Genomic DNA, 23,810 nt, shown 5'->3' with positions numbered 1-23,810 from the left:
ATTCTCTGAACCGTACGTTGTCTCTGCCTGCTGTAGTGTTGTTTAAGAAGTGAAGTCGTCATTAATGAGCGGCATTTTGCTTAAACTTGCGTCAGTTGGCAACTTATTCAGAAAACAGACCGCATTTGATGATAAGAAGAGGCCGCGATTTTATTTCGACGCAAACGGTTTCGTCGACGCGGTAGATTCTTTATAATACCGCCCGTTTCCCCCACTTGGGCACACCGAAAGCTTAGAAGACGAGAGACTTATGATGGAAATTCTGCGTGGTTCACCTGCACTGTCTGCATTCCGTATTAACAAACTGCTGGCACGTTTTCAGGCTGCCAACCTCCAGGTCCACAATATTTACGCCGAGTACGTCCATTTTGCCGATCTGAACGCACCGTTGAATAAAGATGAGCACGCGCAGCTTGCACGCCTGCTGAAATATGGTCCAGCTCTTCACAGCCACGCTCCTGAGGGCAAATTGCTGCTGGTTACCCCTCGTCCGGGCACCATCTCCCCGTGGTCTTCTAAAGCGACTGATATTGCCCACAATTGCGGCCTACAACAGATTAGCCGTCTGGAACGTGGCGTTGCTTACTATGTAGAAGCTTCTACGCTGACTGCGGAGCAGTGGCAGGAGGTTGCCGACGTACTGCACGACCGCATGATGGAAACGGTTTTCTCTGCGCTAAACGATGCCGAAAAACTCTTTGCGCATCACCAGCCTGCGCCGGTCTCCAGCGTCGATCTGCTGGGTGAGGGCCGTCAGGCGCTGATTGACGCCAACGTGCGTCTCGGCCTGGCATTGGCGGAGGATGAAATCGACTATCTGCAGGACGCGTTCAGCAAACTGGGGCGCAACCCGAACGACATCGAACTGTACATGTTCGCGCAGGCCAACTCTGAGCACTGTCGCCACAAGATTTTTAACGCCGACTGGGTTATCGACGGTAAACAGCAGCCGAAGTCGCTGTTTAAGATGATCAAAAATACCTTTGAAACCACGCCGGACCACGTGCTGTCCGCCTATAAAGACAACGCCGCGGTGATGGAAGGTTCTGACGTGGGGCGCTACTTTGCCGACCACAAAACCGGTCGCTACGATTTCCATCAGGAGCCAGCCCATATCCTGATGAAGGTAGAAACTCACAACCACCCGACCGCCATCTCTCCGTGGCCGGGCGCGGCAACCGGGTCCGGCGGTGAAATTCGTGATGAAGGTGCAACCGGGCGCGGCGCGAAGCCGAAAGCCGGGCTGGTGGGCTTCTCCGTTTCCAACCTGCGTATTCCGGGCTTTGAACAGCCATGGGAAGAAGACTTTGGTAAGCCGGACCGTATCGTTACCGCGCTGGATATCATGACCGAAGGGCCATTAGGCGGCGCGGCGTTTAATAATGAATTTGGTCGCCCGGCGCTGACCGGCTACTTCCGAACTTACGAAGAGAAGGTCAACAGCCACAACGGTGAAGAGCTGCGCGGCTACCACAAGCCGATCATGCTGGCGGGCGGGATCGGCAACATCCGCGCCGATCACGTGCAGAAAGGCGAGATCGTCGTCGGCGCGAAGCTGATTGTCCTCGGCGGTCCGGCGATGAACATCGGCCTCGGCGGTGGCGCTGCATCCTCTATGGCTTCCGGTCAGTCTGATGCCGATCTCGACTTCGCCTCCGTACAACGCGATAACCCGGAAATGGAACGCCGTTGTCAGGAAGTTATCGACCGCTGCTGGCAGATGGGCGATGCCAACCCGATTCTGTTTATTCACGACGTCGGCGCGGGCGGTCTGTCCAATGCCATGCCGGAGCTGGTAAGCGATGGCGGTCGCGGCGGTAAATTCCAGTTGCGCGATATCCTGAGCGACGAGCCAGGCATGAGTCCGCTGGAAATCTGGTGTAACGAATCTCAGGAGCGCTACGTGCTGGCGGTGGCCGCTGACCAGTTGCCGTTGTTTGACGAGCTGTGTAAGCGTGAGCGCGCGCCGTACGCGGTGATTGGCGAAGCCACCGAAGAGCAGCATCTGACCCTGAGCGACAGCCACTTCGACAACCAGCCGATCGATATGCCGCTGGACGTGTTGCTGGGCAAAACGCCGAAGATGACCCGCGACGTGCAGACGCTGAAAGCTAAGGGTGATGCCCTGAATCGTGGCGAAATCTCGATTGCCGATGCGGTGAACCGCGTACTGCATCTGCCGACCGTCGCGGAAAAAACCTTCCTCGTAACCATCGGCGACCGTACCGTTACCGGTATGGTGGCGCGTGACCAGATGGTCGGGCCGTGGCAGATCCCGGTGGCTAACTGTGCGGTGACCACCGCCAGTCTTGATAGCTACTATGGCGAAGCGATGTCTATCGGCGAACGTGCGCCAGTCGCTCTGCTGGACTTCGCAGCTTCTGCCCGTCTGGCGGTAGGTGAAGCGCTGACTAACATTGCGGCAACACAGATTGGCGACATCAAACGCATTAAACTCTCCGCAAACTGGATGGCGGCTGCGGGTCACCCGGGTGAAGATGCCGGGTTATACGAAGCGGTAAAAGCCGTCGGGGAAGAATTATGTCCGGCGCTTGGCCTGACCATTCCGGTGGGTAAAGACTCCATGTCGATGAAGACCCGCTGGCAGGAAGGCAACGAGCAGCGCGAAATGACCTCGCCGTTGTCACTGGTGATCACCGCTTTTGCCCGCGTGGAAGACGTGCGCCACACCATTACTCCGCAGCTCTCTACTGAAGATAATGCCCTGCTGTTAATTGACCTTGGTCTGGGCCACAACGCACTCGGCGCGACCGCGCTGGCGCAGGTTTACCGCCAACTGGGCGACAAACCGGCCGACGTACGTGATGTGGCGCAGTTGAAAGGCTTCTACGACGCCATGCAGGCGCTGGTCGCACAGCGCAAGCTGCTGGCTTACCACGATCGCTCCGACGGCGGCTTGCTGGTGACGCTGGCGGAAATGGCTTTCACCGGGCACTGTGGTATTGAGGCTGATATCAGCACGCTGGGCGACGATCGTCTGGCAGCGCTGTTTAACGAAGAACTGGGCGCGGTGATCCAGGTTCGCGCCGCTGACCGTGACGCGGTGGAAGCCATTCTGGCGGCCAACGGCCTGGCAGACTGCGTACACTACCTCGGCAAAGCCGTAGAAGGCGACCGCTTCACTCTCTCCGCTAACGGACAGTCGGTGTTCAGCGAAAGCCGTACTACCCTGCGTATGTGGTGGGCAGAAACCACCTGGCAGATGCAGCGTCTGCGCGACAACCCGGAGTGCGCCGATCAGGAACACGACGCTAAAACCAACGACGCCGATCCTGGCCTCAACGTTAAACTGACGTTCGATATCAACGAAGATGTTGCTGCCCCTTACATCGCTACCGGTGCACGTCCTAAAGTCGCTGTACTGCGTGAGCAGGGCGTTAACTCCCACGTCGAGATGGCGGCCGCTTTCCATCGTGCGGGCTTCGATGCTATCGACGTGCACATGAGCGATCTGCTGGGCGGACGTATCGGTCTGGGGAATTTCCAGGCGCTGGTAGCTTGTGGCGGCTTCTCTTACGGTGATGTGCTCGGCGCCGGGGAGGGCTGGGCGAAGTCGATTCTGTTCAACAACCGCGTCCGTGATGAGTTTGAAACCTTCTTCCATCGCCCGCAAACGCTGGCGCTGGGCGTGTGTAACGGTTGTCAGATGATGTCTAACCTGCGCGAACTGATCCCGGGAAGCGACCTGTGGCCGCGCTTTGTGCGTAACCACTCCGATCGTTTTGAAGCCCGCTTCAGCCTGGTCGAAGTGACGCAAAGCCCGTCTTTACTGCTCTCCGACATGGTTGGTTCGATGATGCCGATTGCCGTTTCTCACGGTGAAGGCCGGGTGGAAGTGCGTGACGACGCGCATCTGGCTCAGCTTGAGAGCAAAGGCCTGGTGGCGCTGCGCTACGTTGATAACTTCGGTAAGGTGACCGAAACCTACCCGGCGAACCCGAACGGTTCGCCGAACGGTATTACTGCCGTTACCACTGAAAATGGTCGCGTCACCATTATGATGCCGCACCCGGAACGTGTGTTCCGCACCGTGGCTAACTCCTGGCACCCGGAAAACTGGGGCGAAGACAGCCCGTGGATGCGTATTTTCCGCAATGCGCGCAAACAGCTTGGTTAATTAGCCCGATAGCCATTAAGCCCCTCCTGCGAGGGGCTTTTTTTTTGCCTGTCTCTTTGTAGGCCGGATAAGGTGTTTACGCCGCCATCCGGCAATAAACTCAGTGCTTATGCCGCAAAATTAAAGTGTCGGGAAATCCCGACATGGGCGGGGTGACGATGTCGTCAAAAAGAGACATTTAATTATATAATTTATAATGGTTTTGTTTTTAAGTGCTACAGCTGTTGCTGATTGGCGACAGAAAGTGCAAAAAACCGGCAGAACCATTTTTTGCATGAACAACGATATTCTTCATATCTATCATTGTGTTAACAAAGTGTTTTGAATATTGGCACAGATGCTGCATAATATTAACCAGTGGCTCATTCACCTTCTTATGTCAGCCCCTTCGGGAAGCGCTACATAAACTTCGAATGACGCACAACAAGGTGCCTGCCGTCCAACATCTGATATTAGCATGGCTCATATCAACCTCCGGGCGAAACGTCGAGTTAGGCACCGCCTTATTCCACAACAAAGCCGGGTTAATCCCGGCTTTGTTGTATCTGGCGTTCCCCTCAGTTAGCATCAAGCTATTCCTGTCCATTGAGAGTAACGCCTTGAAGCGCTGGTCAGTTTTCCCCCGATCTTTACGTCAATTGGTTATGTTGGCATTCTTGCTGATTCTGCTGCCGTTGTTAGTTCTGGCCTGGCAGGCGTGGCAAAGCCTGAATGCCTTGAGCGCGCAGGCGGCGCTGACCAACCGCACCACGCTGATTGACGCCAGACGCAGTGAGGCGATGACCAACGCCGCGCTGGAGATGGAGCGTAGCTACCGGCAGTATTGTGTGCTTGATGACTCAACGTTGGCAAAGGTCTACCAGAGTCAGCGTAAGCGCTATAGCGACATGCTGGATGCGCATGCGGGCGTGTTGCCGGATACCAAGCTTTATCAGGCGTTACGTCAGGATCTCAACGACCTCGCGCAATTACAGTGCAATAACAGCGGTCCAGATAGCGTAGCGGCAGCCCGGCTGGAAGCGTTCGCGAATGCCAATACCGAGATGGTACAGGCGACGCGCACCGTGGTCTTTTCTCGTGGCCAGCAGCTACAGCAGGAAATTGCCGAACGTGGGCAGTTCTTCGGCTGGCAGGCGCTGGTGCTGTTTCTCGTCAGCCTGGCGATGGTACTGCTGTTCACTCGTATGATTATCGGCCCGGTGAAGGGCATAGAAAGGATGATCAATCGGCTGGGGGAAGGGCGCTCGCTGGGCGACAGCGTATTATTTACCGGGCCGCGTGAGCTGAGGTCTGTCGGTCAGCGCATTATCTGGTTGAGCGAACGTCTTTCCTGGCTTGAGTCGCAACGGCATCAGTTTTTACGTCATCTTTCCCATGAGCTGAAAACGCCGCTGGCGAGCATGCGCGAAGGGACGGAGTTGCTGGCCGATCAGGTCGTTGGACCGCTTACGCCGGAGCAAAAAGAGGTGGTCGGTATTCTGGATGACAGCAGCCGTAACCTGCAAAAGCTGATTGAGCAGCTTCTTGATTACAACCGCAAACTGGCGGATGACGAGGTTGAGCTTGAGAGTGTGGACATTGCGCCGCTGGTTGAAAGCGTTGTTTCTGCACATAGCCTGCCTGCTCGCGGCAAAATGATACATACTGAGGTAGCGCTTGAGGCGAACACCTGCCTGGCGGAACCGATGCTGTTGATGAGCGTGCTGGACAATCTTTATTCCAATGCGGTGCACTATGGCGCTGAATCCGGTAACATTTGGATTCGCAGCAGTTTGCATGGCTCAACGGTATACATCGATATAACGAATACAGGCACACCGATTCCAGAAGCAGAACAGACCATGATCTTCGAGCCTTTTTTCCAGGGTAGCCATCAGCGAAAAGGGGCGGTAAAAGGAAGCGGGTTGGGGCTGAGCATTGCCAGAGATTGCATCCGCCGTATGCGAGGCAAACTGTATCTGGTTGATGACCATGCGCAAAGCGTTTGTTTTCGCATAGAATTGCCCCTATCTGCTGCAAAAAATCACTAAAATAAACCTAAGTCTGGTGAGTATGCCACAAGTTGTTTTCCGAATGCTTAAACGACATTTTTTCCGTCGAGTCTTGCTTATGAGCCTGCCGTGTCTGGCGCTGGCCGGGTGCGTGCCGAACGCGGTGAATCATGTTACTGGCGACCCCTCTCAGGAGAAAATTCCGCCTTACCAACTTGCGGACTATCTTGCAACCGAGTGTACGGATATCTGGTCCCTGACGAGCCAGCCTACAGAGACAAACCCACTGTACTGGCTGCGGGCTATGGATTGCGCCAATCGCCTGATGCCGGTACAGGCGCGCAGTGAAGCCAGTATGATGATGCCAGATACCTGGCAGGGGGCTTTCAGACGCGGGATTCTGCTTGATAACGCTAACATTACGCCACCTGAAAGGCGGGAGGCTGTTACGCGCCTCGAGGCATTAAGTCCGCAAATTCCGCCGCAAGTCAGACCGCTGTATCAGGTCTGGCTCAGCAGCCAAACGCTACAACTGCAGCTTGCCGAAGAGCGTATGCGCTACAGTAAACTCCAGCAAACATCGGACAGCGATCTGGACACGCTGCGTCAACAGCAGCAGCATTTGCAGTCTCAGCTCGATCTCACAACCCGTAAGCTGGAGAATCTGACTGATATAGAACGTCAGCTTTCCACGCGCAAACCTGCCGGCAGCTACAATCCTGACGCGCCGCACGGGAATGATAAACTCACCACGCCTGATAACGAGGATGGCACTGCGCCATCTGCCGATGAGGTCACACCATGATAAGCCGTAAGCCCGCACATCTGCTGCTGGTGGATGACGATCCGGGCCTGTTGAAATTGCTCGGTATGCGACTGACCAGCGAAGGTTACAGCGTCGTAACCGCCGAAAGTGGGCAGGAAGGGTTACGGGTGCTGAACCGCGAAAAAGTGGATCTGGTTATCAGCGATCTGCGTATGGATGAAATGGACGGCATGCAGCTGTTTACTGAAATCCAGAAAGTACAACCTGGAATGCCGGTTATCATCCTCACTGCTCACGGTTCCATCCCTGACGCCGTTGCCGCGACGCAGCAAGGAGTATTCAGTTTTCTCACCAAGCCGGTTGATAAAGACGCGTTATACCACGCGATTGATGGCGCATTGGAACAGTCTGCGCCAGCCACTGATGACAGCTGGCGTGAGTCTATCGTCACCCGCAGCCCGCTGATGCTGCGTCTGTTAGAACAGGCGCGGATGGTAGCGCAATCGGATGTGAGCGTATTGATTAACGGTCAAAGCGGAACCGGGAAAGAGGTGTTTGCCCAGGCGATTCATAACGCCAGCCCGCGCAGCCACAAGCCATTCATTGCTATTAACTGCGGCGCGTTACCGGAACAGCTGCTGGAATCCGAACTGTTTGGTCATGCGCGCGGCGCCTTTACCGGTGCGGTAAGCAATCGCGAGGGCCTGTTTCAGGCGGCGGAAGGCGGGACGCTGTTCCTTGATGAGATTGGCGATATGCCCGCGCCGTTACAGGTCAAATTGCTGCGCGTTTTACAGGAACGCAAGGTTAGGCCGCTGGGCAGTAACCGCGATATAGACATTGATGTGCGCATTATATCGGCTACCCACCGCGACCTGCCTAAAGCGATGGCGCGGGGCGAGTTCCGTGAAGATTTGTACTATCGCCTCAACGTGGTTAGTCTGAAGATCCCGGCGCTTGCCGAGCGTACGGAAGATATTCCGCTGCTGGCAAACCACCTGCTGCGACAGTCTGCTGAACGGCACAAACCCTTCGTGCGTGCCTTCTCGACCGATGCTATGAAGCGTTTGATGACCGCCAGTTGGCCGGGCAACGTACGCCAGTTGGTCAACGTGATTGAGCAGTGCGTGGCCTTGACCTCTTCGCCGGTTATCAGCGATGCGCTGGTGGAGCAGGCCCTGGAAGGGGAGAACACCGCGCTGCCGACTTTTGTTGAAGCGCGCAATCAGTTTGAACTTAACTACCTGCGCAAACTATTGCAAATCACAAAAGGCAATGTGACCCACGCGGCGCGAATGGCGGGGCGCAATCGCACCGAGTTCTACAAGTTGCTTTCTCGCCATGAGCTGGATGCAAACGATTTCAAAGAATAAATCTGCGGATTATGTTAGCTTTATTCGATCAAAAGACAGGCGACCTTTTCAAGGAATAGCATGAAAAAGATTGATGCGATTATTAAACCTTTCAAGCTGGACGACGTCCGTGAAGCGCTGGCTGAAGTCGGCATTACCGGTATGACTGTGACAGAAGTGAAAGGGTTTGGCCGTCAGAAAGGCCATACCGAGTTATACCGTGGTGCGGAATACATGGTGGATTTTCTGCCGAAGGTAAAAATTGAAATTGTGGTTCCCGACGACATCGTCGATACCTGCGTTGACACCATTATTCGTACCGCGCAGACCGGTAAAATCGGTGACGGTAAGATTTTTGTTTTCGACGTGGCGCGCGTTATTCGTATTCGTACCGGTGAAGAAGACGACGCGGCAATCTAAGCCGCGCCGTTAATTTGTAGGCCTGATAAGCGTAGCGCATCAGGCAGAGTGATTGCCGGATGTCGGCGTAAACGCCTTATCCGGCCTACTCGCGTAATACATTACAATACTTTATGCGGGCCGAAGCATTCGTAATGAATGTTCTCGTTTTTCACGCCCAGACCGACCAGTTGCTTCGCGGCGAACTGCATAAAGCCGACCGGGCCGCACAGATAAAACTGCATCGCCGGATCGCTGATTGCCCCTTCCAGTTTGTTCAGATCCATCAGACCAATGCTATCAAACGCACCTTTCGCGCGATCGGCTTCGTTTGGCTCACGATACCAGGTATGTGCGCTAAAGCGTGGCAGCGTTTTGCCGAGTTCTTTTACTTCATCGGCGAAAGCATGTACATCGCCATTTTCCGCCGCGTGGAACCAGTTAACCTGCGCCGTATGATGAGCTTTCGCCAGCGTATCCAGCATCGCCAGCATCGGCGTTTGGCCCACGCCTGCGGAAATCAGCGACACCGGCGTATCGGTCGCGACGTCCATAAAGAAATCCCCTGCTGGCGCGGCCAGGTGAACTACATCACCGACATTGGCGTGGTTATGCAGCCAGGTTGAAACCTGACCACCGTCCTCGCGCTTCACGGCAATACGGTAGCCTTTGCCATCTGGCTTACGGGTCAGCGAATACTGACGGATTTCCTGATGCGGGAAACCTTCCGGCTTCAGCCAGACGCCCAGGTATTGACCCGGATGGTATTCCGCCACTGCGCCGCCATCGACGGGTTCAAACTCAAAGCTGGTAATCGCGCGGCTTTGCGGCGTTTTCGCCACGATACGGAAAGGACGCGTACCTTCCCAACCGCCGGTTTTGCTGGCGTTTTCGCTGTAGATTTGCGCTTCACGGTTAATAAACACGCCCGCCAGCACGCCGTATGCTTTGCCCCACGCATCCAGCACTTCCTGGCCCGGGCTGAACATTTCGTCCAGCGTGGCCAGCAGGTGACTTCCTACGATGTTGTACTGCTCTGGTTTTATCTGGAAGCTGGTATGTTTCTGGGCGATTTTCTCAACGGCTGGTAACAGCGCTGGCAGGTTGTCGATATTGCTGGCATACGCGGCAATGGCGTTAAACAGCGCTTCACGTTGGTCGCCATTGCGCTGGTTACTCATGTTGAAAATTTCTTTCAGCTCTGGGTTATGCGTAAACATGCGATCGTAGAAATGGGCGGTCAGCTTCGGACCTGTTTCAACCAGCAGGGGAATGGTGGCTTTCACTGTAGCGATGGTTTGTGCGTCAAGCATACGGTCTTCCTTTATCTGAAACTTTAATGATGTATGTCAAATGCATCTTATAAAAAATACCCCTGCATTGTAAATGGTTCTTTGTAACTTTGCGTTGTAAAGGTTACATCGTGAAAAATCTGCATCACAAACCTGAAAAGAAATCCGTTGAAATTCAGCAGACCTTTGTTCTCCAAAGCCTTGTGTACCGTGAAGGTAATCGTTTGCGTAAAATCCTTTGTCAAGACCTGTTATCGAAGAATGATTCGGTTATACTGTTGGCCGAAGTCCTGGAAGACTGCCTTTTCAGGCCAAAATTTACTTGTTAGCTGAGTCAGGAGATGCGGATGTTAAAGCGTGAAATGAACATTGCCGATTATGATGCCGAACTGTGGCAGGCTATGGAGCAGGAAAAAGTACGTCAGGAAGAGCACATCGAACTGATCGCCTCCGAAAACTATACCAGCCCGCGTGTAATGCAGGCGCAGGGTTCTCAGCTGACCAACAAATACGCTGAAGGTTATCCGGGCAAGCGCTACTACGGCGGTTGCGAGTACGTTGATATCGTTGAGCAACTGGCTATCGATCGCGCTAAAGAGCTGTTTGGCGCTGACTACGCTAACGTACAGCCGCACTCTGGCTCTCAGGCTAACTTCGCTGTCTACACCGCGCTGCTGCAGCCGGGCGATACCGTGCTGGGTATGAACCTGGCGCAGGGCGGCCACCTGACTCACGGCTCCCCGGTTAACTTCTCCGGCAAACTGTACAACATCATTCCTTACGGCATTGATGAGTCCGGTAAAATTGACTACGAAGACATGGCTAAGCAGGCCAAAGAGCACAAACCGAAAATGATTATCGGTGGCTTCTCTGCCTACTCCGGCGTTGTTGACTGGGCAAAAATGCGTGAAATCGCCGACAGCATCGGCGCATACCTGTTCGTCGACATGGCGCACGTTGCCGGTCTGATTGCCGCCGGCGTTTACCCGAACCCGGTTCCGCACGCTCACGTTGTGACCACCACCACCCACAAAACCCTGGCGGGTCCGCGCGGCGGCCTGATCCTGGCGAAAGGCGGTGATGAAGAGCTGTACAAAAAACTGAACTCCGCCGTGTTCCCAAGCGCGCAGGGCGGCCCGCTGATGCACGTGATTGCGGCGAAAGCCGTGGCGCTGAAAGAAGCGATGGAGCCAGAGTTCAAAGTTTACCAGCAGCAGGTTGCGAAAAACGCCAAAGCGATGGTGGAAGTGTTCCTGAACCGCGGCTACAAAGTGGTTTCCGGTGGGACTGAAAACCACCTGTTCCTGCTGGATCTGGTTGATAAAAACCTGACCGGTAAAGAAGCCGACGCTGCACTGGGTCGTGCTAACATCACCGTCAACAAAAACAGCGTACCGAACGATCCGAAGAGCCCGTTTGTGACTTCCGGTATCCGTATCGGTTCCCCGGCTGTCACTCGTCGTGGCTTTAAAGAAGCGGAAGTGAAAGAGCTGGCTGGCTGGATGTGTGATGTTCTGGACAATATCAATGATGAAGCGGTAATTGAGCGCATCAAAGGTAAAGTGCTGGATATCTGCGCACGCTTCCCGGTTTACGCGTAAGTCATATTGATTGCTGGACCTTATCCGGCCTACAGGTGAGTTACCTGTAGGCCGGATAAACGAAGAGACATCCGCCAGTTATAGTGACTTAAGCAAGATTGTTTCATCGACTAAAGCCGCCACTGGTGGCTTTTTCTTAGCCTGAATCCATTTCCGCAATAAGCGCATTTCCCGACCCTGGTTCAACGTCACTGCGCCGACAACGACGTCATTCTGCAAACTAAACCATATTGCTTTCTGCGCATCAGGATCGCCACGTACGAGCCAACTTTCTCCCTGCATTTCACCAACAAATTGCAGGTTATCGCTGTATTGATCGGTCCAGAACCAGCCCGGCGTGGCTTCCGGCAGGGGTAAACCGAGCATCGCGGCGGCGGCGACCTGCGCCTGGCAGTTGGCATTTTCCCAGCTTTCGATGCGCTTTAACGAACCGTCCGGCTGGCGAGTGAGCGCCACATCTCCCGCGGCGAAAATCGCCGGGTCGGAGGTGGCGCAGGCGCTATCGACAATAATACCATTGGCCGTTTCCAGCCCCGCGTCGCGGGCCAGCGTATCGTTGGCCACGATACCGATACCATAAACCACGGCATCAGCCTGTAGCGTTTCGCCATTTTGCAGCGTGAGCGTGAGAAATTCTCCCGCTTCAGCGTGCTCAATGGCGCTATTGAGCAGCATTCTCACCCCGGCCTGCTGATGGCGGGCTAACAGATAGTCGCGCACCGGCGCAGGCGCATTGCGGCCCATCACCGTTGATGCCAGTTCGACTACCGTCACTCGGCAGCCGCGCTGGGTGGCGCTGGCCGCCAGCTCCAGGCCAATGGTACCCGCGCCGACAATCACGATCGATTTTCCTGGCTGTAGCGCAGCCCGGAGACGCTCGGCATCTCCCGCATGACGTAGGGTAAAACAGCGCTCGCCCAGCGCATCCAGCAGCGGTAGCGGTCTGGCGGCGGCCCCGGTAGCCAGCAGCAGCTGAGTCCAGCGGTAGGTTTGCCCATCGGCGAGCGTTAACGTACGCGAGGCGCGATCAATCTCGCGTAGCGTAACGCCCAGATGCAACTGCACGTTGTGTTCCTGCCACCAGCTGGCGGGCAGAACCGGCTGAAGCTGCGGGTTATCGTCCAGCAGCATCGCTTTTGACAGCGGCGGGCGCTCGTAGGCCAGGTGAGCCTCGTCAGAAAAGAGGTGTAACGGTCCGCTAAACCCCTGCTGACGTAGCGCGGCGGCGGCCATCGCTCCCGCCTGGCCGCCGCCGATGATGGCAATAATCTGTTCGTTCATGATGACTCCTTACAGATCCAGACCAGCCGCGACGTGCCGGATCCCACGGATCCCCAGACCGGCGTCGGCATTGATCATCACGCCGCTCAGCGTGCGGTTGTTGCGCCGTGACGCCAGCATCACGTACGGGCCGGTGAAGTCAGCCGGTTCCGGGAAGAACTGCAGCGGCAGAATGGCGGCAATTTTCTCCGGCGTCAGCGACTGCATAATCGAGGTATCGTTCTGACCGAGCGCCTGCGGGCCACGCAGATCGGTCGCCATGCCGCATGGGCCGACACCGTTCACCCGCACCTTAGGCGCCAGTTCGTAGGCCAACTGGCGAATCAACCCGGTGGCCGCGTGCTTGCTGGCGGTATACAGGGGCCCGCCGCCGCCGGGATACCATGCGGCGTTAGACAGGGTAAAGATGATGCTGCCTTCGCTGGCGATTAATGCCTGGGCGCAGGCTTTGGCGCCCAGCAGATAGCCCAGCACGTTAACGTTAAACAGCTCGTGGAAGCCGCTTTCCAGCGCCTCGGCGGGCGTATTGACCAGCGAAGCATTGTGATCCCATATACCCGCGTTGCCGATAAAACAGTCCAGCTTGCCGAAGGTGGTGAGGATCCGATCCACCGCGCGCTGGTAGTCGGCATAGCAGGTCACGTTGCCTTCCACCGCCAGTAGGTGTTCACCAAAGCGCTGGCGCAGGCTGGCAATCTTCGCTGCGGACAGCTCGAGCGTGGCGACTTTCGCACCTTCTTCAATAAAGCGTTCTACCAGCGCCAGCCCCAGCCCGGAGCCGCCGCCAGTAATAAACACAACGTTATCGCGTAAATCGCTCATCTGGCCTCCTCGGGTAAATCAATAAACACCTCGCCGCCTTCCACATGCACCGCATAGGTGGTGAGCGGATCGGTGGCGGGCAGGCACAGCGCTTTGCCGGTTTTCAGGCAGAAGCTGGCGGCGTGCAGCGGGCACTCCACCGTGGCGTCGTCTTCCAGATAACCCTCCGACATCGAGGCGTTACCGTGGCTACAGCGATCGTTAATGGCATAAAACTCACCGCCAACGTGAAACAGCGCGATGACGGGAGAGGTTTCCAGCCGGAGGGCTTCCCCCTCCGGTAGCTCCGTGGCGGAGCAGGCAAATATGCGGCTCATCAGAACAGTACACTCAGGTTGTGGGAGGTGATCACCGCCTGATCGAGCACGATCTCACGCCCCAGTAAGCGCCATTCGTCGCCCGGCAGACGACGGACTTTATCCATGCGCGTGCCGACGTAGAACGTCTCGTCACGCTCTTTTTGTGCGCGGTACAGCAGATAGTTCAGGCGCACGGCGAACACGTCCGGCTGGTCGGTTTCGCTCACCTGCAGGTTGCTGATTATGTGGCGAGTGCGGGAAGGCGGCTCTTCGGCCCACGCCATGCCGGTTTCCAGCCGCGCGATACGGCGTTCAAGCTGGTCTTTATTGTCGTTGAAAATCCAGGTGGTCGGCGGCTGTATGCCTTTGCGGCGGTCGCGGGTTTGAGCATTGACCGTGGTGCGCATGGTGTAACGAATGTCGTCATCCAGCTGCGCCAGCCAGTCGCGAAACAGCCAGTCGTCCAGCAGACGCGCTTCTTCATACAGAAACTGGCTGATGCGGTGATGCAGCTCAGGGGAGACTAACGCGCTCATTTCATCACCTCCTGCTGGTATGCGGCGGTTTTTTCCTGCACTTCCTGCCAGCTTTCGCTGCTTAATAAATCGGCCCAACGCTGATACATGCCGCGGGCAGCGGTTTCCGAGAAAATGTAGTTAGTGATCCCCGGAATGCCGTCTTCACGACGTTTTTCCTGGCCGAGACCCATCTCCAGGCACAGGTTAGTGTTGCGTGCCCGGTGGCCTTTCAGCAGTTTTTGAATTTCACACCAGTTTTCCGAGTCGTCCTGCTCAAGGAACCCCGCCGGGCCGAAGGCGCGGGTGGCGCTGTTTTCAAAAGCGGCTTTGACGTCATCAGAGGCGGCTTTATCTGCGATGCAGAACGCCCATACTTCGACTTTGTCCGGCCCGCGCGGATGCCAGACGCGCAGCGTGGCGGTACCGTTCAGCCAGGAGAGCGTGGGGAAAATATTGTTGTGACCGGCGAGGCGCAGCGCACGAACCTTACCCAGACGCCGCTCGGCCTCTTCATAGGTCTCGCGATAGTAGCTGGAGACTTCGCCGTCGACCCAGACGTTGGCGTCCGGTTTCTCGGTAAAGAAGAAGCCGCTGCCGTGCCCGTCCTGGCCGAACTGTAGCGCGTCTTTGGCGGTTTCCCACACCGGGCGGGCGGTTTGACCGTCTCCCAGGCGTTTGTCGCTGCCGTCGTCTTTCGCGCCCAATACCTGTACGGCAGAGGCGTGGCTGAACAACGCGTGATACTGGTCGCTGGCGAACTGTTCGGCGGGGAATTTCCAGTTACAGTCGATGGTCCACTTCTGTACGCCGCCGACGATTTCAGTGCCGCCTTCACGGCGATCCAGCACGCCGTCGAGATACCAGGCGATGTCGCCGAGATAATCGCGAAGATTCGGCGCGGTGGTATCCCAGTTACCGAAAATCAGCCCTTTGTAGCTCTCGACGCATGGCACTTCGTTCAGCCCCCAGTGGGATTTGCACAACCCTTGTGGGTAGGCGCGCGGCTCCAGCGGCACGTCGATCAGCTCGCCGTTAATGCCGTATGACCAGCCGTGATACGGGCAGGTGAAGGCGCGGGTGTTACCGCAGTCGGCATAACTCACGCGCATCGCGCGGTGGCGGCACTGGTTGAGAAACGCTTTGATGCTGCCGTCCTTCTGGCGCACCACCACCACGGCGTCTTCGCCCATATAAGTGTTAAAGAAATCGCCCGGTTTGGGGATTTGGCTTTCGTGGGCGAGAAACAGCCAGCAGCGTCCGAAGATGCGTTCCAGCTCCAGTTGGTAAATTTCAGGGTCGGTATAAATACGTGGGGTTACGCGACCGTTTTGCGTGTCGATCAGTCGGTAGATGTCTAAATTTGAGGGTATGGTCATATTTTTTAATCCTGAAAGCTAAGATGTATTGACCTTCTTTTTTTGTACCCTAAGGATGTTGCTGGTTAGTTATCAATCTGTGAAATAGTAAATTTCTACCAGTTGAGACATTTTTTCGATAACAAGGAGAAGGGCATGGAACTGAGGCACTTACGCTATTTTGTGGCGGTGGCGCAGGCGCTGAATTTCACCCGGGCGGCAGAAAAACTGCATACCTCTCAGCCCTCGTTAAGCAGTCAGATCCGCGATCTGGAGGCCTGTGTGGGGGTTCCCTTGCTGGTGCGGGACAAGCGCAAAGTTGCGTTAACGGCAGCAGGTGAATGTTTTTTACAGGATGCGTTGGTTATCCTCGAGCAGGCGGAAAATGCCAAAGTTCGCGCCCGTAAAACGGTGCAGGAAGATAACCATTTCGCCATCGGCTTTGTCCCTTCCGCAGAGGTAAATCTGTTGCCCAAAGTGCTGCCTTTGTTTCGTTTAAAACAACCGGATACGCATATTGAACTGGTCAGTTTGATCACCACCGAGCAGGAGGAGAAGATCCTGCGCGGAGAGCTGGACGTTGGCTTAATGCGTCATCCGGTTTACAGCCCAGAGCTGGATTATCTGGAGCTGATTCATGAGCCGCTGGTGGTGGTGTTACCGGTGAATCATCCACTCGCTAATGAGAAAGCGATATCGGCACAGCAACTGCACGGAGTGAATTTTGTCAGTACCGATCCGGCCTATTCCGGCGCGTTAGCGATGATTGTCAAAAACTGGTTTCAGCAGCAAAAAAGCCAGCCCAATATCGTGCAGGTGGCGACCAATATTCTGGTGACCATGAACCTGGTTGGCATGGGGTTGGGGGTGACTTTGATACCCGGTTATATGAATAATTTTAATACCGGGCAGGTGGTTTTTCGCCCTATTGTTGGCGATGTTCCGACCATTGCGCTGCTGATGGCGTGGAAAAAGGGGGCGCTGAAACCGGCGTTGACCGACTTTATCGCCACGGTGCATGAACGTTTAGCCGTGAGCGTTGTGGATTAACGACTACAGCTCGCTAAGCTGCGACTCGACATACAGATAGCCGATGCCCATCAGTTGCTGAGCGCGATTAAGCTTACCGAAACCGATCTGCGTTGCCCGGGCTCGTGGGTTATCGCCATGATCGAACGGATTAAATCCGGTTTGCTGCACCAGCGTATTGAGCCAGCTCTCGCCGAAGGCGCAGCTACGACCATACAGCCAGATTTGATTAATATTTAATATATTTAGAAAATTGTACAGACTCAGGCCAATGGCGCTGGCGGCATGTTCGGCCCACGCCTGAATGCGAACATCTCCGTGCCTCCAGGCATCAATAAGTTGGTTGGTCGTCAGCGTTTGGGGATCATACAGGGATGTCGGTTGCGATTTCATCCACACGCGAGCCTGCTTTTTCAGTGCGCTTAATGACGCCACCGTTTCCAGACACCCATAACGGCCACAGTCGCAGGCAACCCCGTCCGGATCAATTATTGTATGGCCAATCTGACCGCTGCCGTACAAACTGCCCCGCCAGATGTTATCGTTAATGACAAACGATGAACCAATGCCGTAATCAACGTTAATCACACAAAAATCACCGTTAGCCGCCGGATTTTGCCACTTTTCCGCCAGCGCCAGCATCACGCAGTCATTGTCCAGCCGGACCTGCACACCAAGCATCTCCTCAAGCAGGTATTTTATTTCCACCGGTGTTTTCCACGGAGCCTGAGGCATGGTTTTTGATGCGCCGGTAATCGGATCAACCTGGCCGTGCACGCCTAGCGCCAGATTAATCGTAACCTCTGGAAATTGCCGACGGTATTCTCGCCAGTGTGCCGCCAATGCTGTCAGCAGCGCTTTTGGCGTATCAGGATTAATGACCTCATGGCGCCAGTCGCCGACGGCCACCAGACGCGCGTCCGCCAGTTGGCTGGTGATGCTGGTGGGGGTGACGTTGATGCAGAGCGTCCAGGCGCCTGTTTCTGGCAAATGATAACTGCCGCTACTCAAACCGCGCTGGCTTAACGTCTCTCGCGAATGGCTGATTCTCCCTTCATCCATCAGCTCTTCAAGAATATTGCTGACCGCCGGGATCGACAGACTGGTCAGCTGCGCCAACTGCGACTTGCTAAGCTGTTTTTCCCGCCATAGATGCGACAAAAAGATCTGTTTATTTGCCTGACGTACCCTGGCGTTATTGAATCCCGAACGCTGCATACACTTAACTCCCTTTACTATATTGCGTGAGCATTGCGCATTTTAACGCCACTTAACTGCCGCAGAATAGCCTCAGGTTAAATTTTTACTTTTGTTTATTGAGTGGAGAGCGGCATGTACGGTTCAGTTAAAGTCTGGCAGGAAACGATCACCCTCCCAACGTGGACGGTGGGTGAAGAAGACGCTAACCCGATGTTTCTGGAGAAAAGGGTGTATCAGGGATCCTCTGGTGCGGTTTATCCCTACGGCGTGATTGATACCCTGACCGGCAAGCGTGAAATGCGCGACTATCAGGCGGTGTGGATGGAGAATGACTTCATTAGCATCATGCTGCTGCCGGAATTAGGCGGACGTATCCATCGTGCGTATGACAAAGTGCAGCAACGTGATTTCGTCTACTACAACGAAGTGGTGAAACCAGCGTTGGTTGGCCTGCTTGGGCCATGGATCTCTGGCGGCATTGAGTTCAACTGGCCGCAGCATCATCGTCCAACCACCTTTATGCCGGTTGATTTTACGCAACAGCAGGGCGAGCAGGGCGAATATACCGTGTGGATGGGGGAGGTTGAACCCATGCGTGGTTTACAGGTGATGACCGGATTCACACTGTATCCAGATCGCGCGCTGATCGAAATAACCGGGAAGGTGTTTAACGGTAACGCCACGCCGCGCCACTTCCTGTGGTGGGCGAATCCGGCGGTGAAAGGCGGCGACGATCATCAGAGCGTGTTTCCGCCGGATGTAACCGCGGTATTCGACCACGGCAAGCGCGATGTTTCAGCGTTTCCTGTCGCTACTGGCACCTACTACAAAGTGGATTACTCGGCGGGTGTGGATATCTCTCGCTATAAAAACGTACCCGTTCCGACCTCTTATATGGCGGAAAAATCGGATTATGACTTTGTCGGTGCCTGGCACCACGGCGAACGCGGTGGATTACTGCACGTGGCGGACCACCATGTTTCGCCGGGGAAAAAACAGTGGACCTGGGGATACGGCGACTTTGGCGTTGCCTGGGATCGTAATCTCACCGATGACAACGGTCCGTATATCGAACTGATGACCGGGGTCTTTACCGATAACCAACCGGATTTCACCTGGCTTGCGCCGTACGAAGAGAAAGTTTTCGTGCAAAACTTCCTGCCCTATAGCGAACTTGGCATGGTGCAAAACGCCAGCACGCAACTGGCGCTTCGGCTGATGCGTGAGGGAAGCCAACTTTCAGTGGGCGTTTATGCGATAGCGCCGCTACGCGATGTTCAGGTTACGCTTGCGGCACAAGGGGAGCCGTTCTTTGAGAATACACTCACCCTTAAGCCGGGGCAGAGCTGGTTAGCCGATGTGTCTGACAATGGCCATGCCCGGGTAACGATGACCGTTACTCGCGCCGATGGCACTGTGCTGTTGCAGTACGAAGAGCACCTGGCGCAAGAATTACCACTCCCCTCGGCGGCCAGCGCGCCAGCTCAGCCAGAAGCGCTTGCTAATACCGATGAACTCTATTTTATTGGTCAGCATCTGGAGCAGTACAACCACGCCAGCCGCTATGCCGAAGACTATTATCGCCGCGCGTTGGAGGTCGACCCGCTTGATTATCGCAATAATGTGGCGCTGGGGACGCTGGCGCTAAACCGCGCGGACTGGGCATTTGCAGCCCATTGCGCGGGTAAGGCGCTGGAACGGGCGCACAAGCTCAATAAGAATCCACGTGATGGCGAGGCGAGTATGCTGCTGGCCGCCGCGCAGGAACGCCAGGGCGACGATGAAAGCGCCTGGGATAATTATTATAAGGCGAGCTGGAGCGGCAACTGCCGGGACGCGGCTTTCTGGTCGTTAGCGCGCCTGGCGATGAAACGTCAGGACTATGCCGGCGCGTTGGAAAAAGTCGAGCAGAGCCTGCGTTTTAACGGCAGTAATAACCTGGCGATGGGACTGAAAGCGTTGGCGCTGGCTAAGCTTGATCGCAATGCGCAAGCGCTGGAATACATTCGCCAACAGCTGGTTGATTATCCGCTGAGTTACACCCTGCACTATGCGCGCTGGGCCATTTGCCAGGATGAGGCCACTGCACAGGCGCTAATCTCGATTACCGGGCGGCGCGGTACCAACGCGTGTGAACTGGCTGGCTGGTTGATCGCATTGGGGCAAAAAGATGCTGCCCGTGGCGTGCTGGAACTGCTCGACAGCCAGGAAACGCTACCGATGCTGTGGCGCGCTTCGCTGAGCGACAATCCGCAACCTTTCATCGAACGAGCGCGTAAGTGTCTGCAAAATCGCGTCCGTTTTCCCAATACGCTGGATGAAGTACAGATGCTGCAAACCCTCGAGCAGAGCGCTTTTGCCCGCTATTTGCTCGGCTGTTTCTGGTACAGCAAACGCTGCTATGACGAGGCGGTCTCCTGCTGGCAATTTACCCTTGCGCAGGAGCCGGATTTTGCCCCAGTGCATCGCTTATTGGGTATCTATGCCTGGAACAAACAGCACGATGCACAGCAGGCGATGCAGTATCTGTCGCAGGCCGTAGCACTGGAGCCGCAAAATGCCCGTTTCCTGTTCGAACTCGACTATCTCAAAAAGCTGATGGCGCAACCGGCTGAACAGCGTTTGCAACGACTGGAAGCCAGCAAAGATATTGTCTTCCATCGTGACGATCTGACTGTGGAACTGCTTAGTCTGTGGAATGGATTGGGGCGCTACGACGAGGCCGCGGCAATATTACGTGAGCGTGTATTTCATCCGTGGGAGGGGGGAGAAGGCAAAGCCACTGGGCAATATTTGCTGAATCAGATGCATCGCGCACTGGAGGCCGTTCAGTCGGGCGACCCGCAAACCGCCATCACGCAACTGCAACAGGCGCTGCACTACCCGCAAAACCTTGGAGAGGGGCGCCTGCCTGGGCAAACGGATAATGACATCTGGTATTTGCTGGGTTATTGCGCCCAGCAGCAGGGGCATTTCGAGGAGTCCCGGCGCTATTTCTCCCGTGCCACGCGTGGCGGTAGCTCACTGGATGCCGGACGTTACTACAACGACCAGCCGGTGGACTATCTCTTCTGGCAGGGGATGGCGCAGAGAAAACTCGGCGATGATGCACAGGCGGACGCTCTGTTCAACAGCTTCCTGCAATGGGTTGAGTCGCATCGCGACAACGTCCCGGATGTCGATTTCTTTGCCGTATCGCTGCCCGATCTGGTGGTGCTGGATACCTCAGCACAAGCAAAACACCAGCAACACTGCCTGTTTATCAATGCGCTTGGGCATCTGGGGCTGGGAAATAGTTCTGCTTGCCAGCGCGATCTTGATGAGCTTCTGCAACTCAATCCGGCGCATGACAAGGCGTTACTGCTGCGTCACGCCATTAACGTAAAGCTGTTCCAGTAATACCCGAAACGGGTGGGGGCAACCTCACCCGAAACCTTCTGTCCCCTGCGTTTCCCTGAAAGAGGAATCATAATGAATAACGCGCAGACACATTTAAAGATTGGTTATGTCTGGACTATCTGCCTGGTTGCCGCCTGCGGTGGTTTACTGTTTGGCTATGACTGGGTGGTGATCGGCGGGGCAAAGCCCTTCTATGAAGCTTATTTTTCGATTACCGATCCGGCGCAATCTGGCTGGGCGATGAGCTCGGCGCTGGTTGGTTGTATCTTTGGTGCGCTGATTTCCGGCTGGTGCGCCGATAAGTTTGGCCGAAAGATGCCGCTGATTCTCTCGGCAATCCTTTTTAGCGCTTCAGCCTGGGGAACAGCAGTTGCCAGCAATTTTGACATGTTTGTTGTCTATCGCATCGTTGGCGGCGTGGGGATTGGTCTGGCATCCGCGCTAAGCCCGCTGTATATCGCTGAGGTCAGCCCGGCGGAAAAGCGTGGTCGCTTTGTTGCCGTTAACCAACTCACCATCGTCATTGGCGTCCTGGCGGCGCAGCTTATCAACCTGATGATTGCCGAACCTGTCGCTACAGGCGCTACGCAGCAGGCGATTGTGGAAAGCTGGAACGGTCAGACGGGCTGGCGCTGGATGTTTGGCGCTGAATTAGTGCCCGCGGTAATTTTCCTGGTGCTGATGTTCTTTGTCCCTGAATCGCCGCGCTGGTTGGTGAAGGCAGGAAAAGCCGAACGTGCGCGCACCATGCTGCAGCGCATTGGTTCGGCGGAATATGCCGGGCAAACGCTGAAAGAGATTGAACATACGCTACAAAAAGATAACCACAAGGTCGCGTGGTCATCACTGTTACAACCGCAGATCAAACCGATAGTGATTATTGGCATGGTGCTGGCAGTGTTCCAGCAGTGGTGTGGGATCAACGTTATTTTCAACTATGCGCAGGAGATATTTGCTTCTGCCGGATTCGACATCAACGGCACGTTAAAATCGATCGTAGCGACCGGGATCATCAATCTGGTCTTTACCCTTGCCGCTCTGCCGCTGGTGGACAAAATTGGGCGTCGTAAACTGATGCTGTTTGGTGCATCAGGGCTGACGGTTATCTACGTACTCATTGCCGGGGCATACGGGTTGGGCATTCTGGGCTGGCCGGTTTTGGTACTGGTGCTGGCGGCGATCGCCATTTACGCCCTGACGCTGGCCCCGGTAACCTGGGTGCTGCTGTCCGAAATTTTCCCCAACCGTGTTCGCGGGTTAGCGATGTCGCTCGGCACGCTGGCGTTGTGGATTGCCTGCTTCCTGCTGACCTATACCTTCCCACTGCTGAATGCGAGTCTGGGCGCATCGGGAAGCTTCCTGCTCTACGGTGTGATTTGCGCGATGGGCTTTATCTATATTCTGCGTAATGTGCCGGAAACCAAAGGCGTGACGCTGGAAGCGCTGGAGGAACAGCTGGCGGCGCAGCATACGAAAGTTGGCGCATCAAGCCAACAACGAAGCACCCGCTAATGAATTCTCTGCTGATGCTTCAAAACGCACATCTACGGATGTGCGTAGATCCGCAGGGCGGTTCGCTATTGAGTCTGGTTTCGTTACAACATCAACGGGCAATATTACGTGAAGGCCATGGTCAGCAGCCCGGTGATTGCGGCCTGTTCCCGATGCTGCCGGTGGCAAACCGGGTGGCGGGCAACCGTTTTATGCTACGTGGGGAAGAGGTTGTGCTACCGCACCATGAGGCGGATGAACACTTCTTCCTGCACGGTGACGGCTGGCTGCAGCGCTGGCGGGTTATCACCGCGACACCAGGCGGTTGTTTGCTACAGTTGCGCAGTTGGCATCCCTGTGGCTACGACTATACGGCGCAGATTTGCTACCAACTGGAAGCGTCGAGCCTGTATGCTTCATTGACGCTCACCCATTGCGGGGAACGACCGATGATCTATGGCTGCGGGTTCCATCCGTTTTTCGCCTTTGATACGTACAGTACGGCCCAGTTCACCGCCAGCGGCTACTGGCCGGAGGGGGAACAGCATCTGCCACTGGACTGGCAAAGTGATATTCCACCCGCAGCGGATTTTATGCATGCGCAATACGGTGAAGATGCCTGGTTGAATGTGGGTTATTCTGGCTGGAGCGGGCGGGCCGTTATTCAGCGCGATGTGATGAAAGTCACGATTTTAGCGCAAACTCCGTGGCTGATGCTGTTCAGAATGTCGGGTGAACCATTCCTGTGCCTGGAGCCGCAGACGCATCCGGTGAATGCCCACCACATGCAGGGGCAGCCGGGATTGCAGGTTTTAGCGCAGGGAGAACGCTGTCATTTTGCGATGCAAATTTGCGTCGAATAGGGCGAAAATCATGT

General features: G+C 55.5%; 17 protein-coding genes. 10 read left to right on the top strand and 7 right to left on the bottom strand.

Going from position 1 to position 23,810, the window contains the following annotated elements; genetic code table 11:
• Positions 1-250 precede the first annotated feature (250 nt).
• The 5 genes from purL (at position 251) to glnB (ending at position 8,667) form a co-directional block, all read left to right on the top strand.
• The gene (purL, locus tag OGV69_RS22630; protein WP_069324437.1) at positions 251-4,138 is read left to right on the top strand and encodes a phosphoribosylformylglycinamidine synthase; all 3,888 of its coding nucleotides are present in this window, start codon (positions 251-253) and stop codon (positions 4,136-4,138) included.
• Positions 4,139-4,737: 599 nt separating this feature from the next.
• Positions 4,738-6,168 carry a two component system sensor histidine kinase QseE/GlrK gene (qseE, locus tag OGV69_RS22625; RefSeq protein WP_123261017.1) on the top strand — a complete coding sequence of 477 codons (1,431 nt, stop codon included), beginning with the start codon at positions 4,738-4,740 and terminating at the stop codon, positions 6,166-6,168.
• Between the two features lie 22 nt (positions 6,169-6,190).
• Positions 6,191-6,934, top strand: a complete 744-nt coding sequence (gene qseG / locus OGV69_RS22620; RefSeq protein ID WP_286469537.1) for a two-component system QseEF-associated lipoprotein QseG — start codon at positions 6,191-6,193, stop codon at positions 6,932-6,934.
• Positions 6,934-8,268: a two-component system response regulator GlrR gene (gene glrR, locus OGV69_RS22615; protein WP_304441077.1), complete on the top strand. Its 1,335-nt coding sequence runs from the start codon at positions 6,934-6,936 to the stop codon at positions 8,266-8,268. The genes qseG and glrR overlap by 1 nt, the downstream gene beginning before the upstream one ends.
• Before the next feature lie 60 nt (positions 8,269-8,328).
• Entirely contained in the window at positions 8,329-8,667 is a 339-nt protein-coding gene (gene glnB / locus OGV69_RS22610) for a nitrogen regulatory protein P-II (RefSeq protein ID WP_000717694.1), read from the top strand.
• 101 nt (positions 8,668-8,768) lie between these two features.
• On the opposite strand, the gene hmpA is transcribed toward glnB, so the two are convergent.
• The gene (hmpA, locus tag OGV69_RS22605; RefSeq protein WP_069324438.1) at positions 8,769-9,959 is read right to left on the bottom strand and encodes an NO-inducible flavohemoprotein; all 1,191 of its coding nucleotides are present in this window, start codon (positions 9,957-9,959) and stop codon (positions 8,769-8,771) included.
• A gap of 326 nt (positions 9,960-10,285) precedes the next feature.
• Between hmpA and glyA the strand changes: the two genes are divergently transcribed.
• Positions 10,286-11,539: a serine hydroxymethyltransferase gene (glyA, locus tag OGV69_RS22600; RefSeq protein ID WP_032939458.1), complete on the top strand. Its 1,254-nt coding sequence runs from the start codon at positions 10,286-10,288 to the stop codon at positions 11,537-11,539.
• 78 nt (positions 11,540-11,617) lie between these two features.
• On the opposite strand, the gene hcaD is transcribed toward glyA, so the two are convergent.
• The 5 genes from hcaD to hcaE are packed head-to-tail and all read right to left on the bottom strand — an operon-like array spanning position 11,618 to position 15,835.
• Complete coding sequence (gene hcaD / locus OGV69_RS22595; RefSeq protein WP_227409076.1) at positions 11,618-12,820, bottom strand: phenylpropionate dioxygenase ferredoxin reductase subunit; 1,203 nt, start codon at positions 12,818-12,820, stop codon at positions 11,618-11,620.
• A 9-nt stretch (positions 12,821-12,829) separates the two neighbouring features.
• The gene (gene hcaB, locus OGV69_RS22590) at positions 12,830-13,642 is read right to left on the bottom strand and encodes a 3-phenylpropionate-dihydrodiol/cinnamic acid-dihydrodiol dehydrogenase (protein ID WP_069324441.1); all 813 of its coding nucleotides are present in this window, start codon (positions 13,640-13,642) and stop codon (positions 12,830-12,832) included.
• The gene (gene hcaC / locus OGV69_RS22585; protein ID WP_038642667.1) at positions 13,639-13,959 is read right to left on the bottom strand and encodes a 3-phenylpropionate/cinnamic acid dioxygenase ferredoxin subunit; all 321 of its coding nucleotides are present in this window, start codon (positions 13,957-13,959) and stop codon (positions 13,639-13,641) included. Before hcaC ends, hcaB begins: the two co-directional genes overlap by 4 nt.
• Positions 13,959-14,477, bottom strand: coding sequence for a 3-phenylpropionate/cinnamic acid dioxygenase subunit beta (hcaF, locus tag OGV69_RS22580; protein ID WP_069324442.1), 519 nt, complete (start codon positions 14,475-14,477; stop codon positions 13,959-13,961). The genes hcaC and hcaF overlap by 1 nt, the downstream gene beginning before the upstream one ends.
• Positions 14,474-15,835: a 3-phenylpropionate/cinnamic acid dioxygenase subunit alpha gene (hcaE, locus tag OGV69_RS22575; protein WP_038642663.1), complete on the bottom strand. Its 1,362-nt coding sequence runs from the start codon at positions 15,833-15,835 to the stop codon at positions 14,474-14,476. Before hcaE ends, hcaF begins: the two co-directional genes overlap by 4 nt.
• 135 nt (positions 15,836-15,970) lie before the next feature.
• On the opposite strand from hcaE, the gene hcaR reads away from it, so the two are divergent.
• The gene (hcaR, locus tag OGV69_RS22570; protein WP_069324443.1) at positions 15,971-16,864 is read left to right on the top strand and encodes a DNA-binding transcriptional regulator HcaR; all 894 of its coding nucleotides are present in this window, start codon (positions 15,971-15,973) and stop codon (positions 16,862-16,864) included.
• 3 nt (positions 16,865-16,867) lie between these two features.
• Here the strand turns inward: hcaR and OGV69_RS22565 are convergent, their stop codons facing one another.
• Positions 16,868-18,061 (bottom strand): ROK family transcriptional regulator, encoded by a 1,194-nt coding sequence (locus OGV69_RS22565; protein ID WP_069324444.1) that lies wholly within the window; start codon positions 18,059-18,061, stop codon positions 16,868-16,870.
• Between the two features lie 114 nt (positions 18,062-18,175).
• Between OGV69_RS22565 and OGV69_RS22560 the strand changes: the two genes are divergently transcribed.
• From OGV69_RS22560 to OGV69_RS22550, 3 genes are all read left to right on the top strand, one after another.
• The gene (locus OGV69_RS22560) at positions 18,176-21,442 is read left to right on the top strand and encodes a DUF5107 domain-containing protein (protein WP_069324445.1); all 3,267 of its coding nucleotides are present in this window, start codon (positions 18,176-18,178) and stop codon (positions 21,440-21,442) included.
• 72 nt (positions 21,443-21,514) lie between these two features.
• Complete coding sequence (locus OGV69_RS22555) at positions 21,515-22,954, top strand: sugar porter family MFS transporter (RefSeq protein WP_069324446.1); 1,440 nt, start codon at positions 21,515-21,517, stop codon at positions 22,952-22,954.
• Complete coding sequence (locus tag OGV69_RS22550; RefSeq protein ID WP_069324447.1) at positions 22,954-23,796, top strand: aldose 1-epimerase; 843 nt, start codon at positions 22,954-22,956, stop codon at positions 23,794-23,796. The genes OGV69_RS22555 and OGV69_RS22550 overlap by 1 nt, the downstream gene beginning before the upstream one ends.
• Positions 23,797-23,810: the final 14 nt, after the last annotated feature.

Origin of the sequence: Citrobacter sp. Cc139 (genome assembly GCF_030334645.1) — a bacterium.
Classification (GTDB): domain Bacteria; phylum Pseudomonadota; class Gammaproteobacteria; order Enterobacterales; family Enterobacteriaceae; genus Citrobacter; species Citrobacter werkmanii.
Note: the sequence above shows the minus strand (reverse complement) of the source record. Positions and strands in the feature narration are given on the sequence as shown.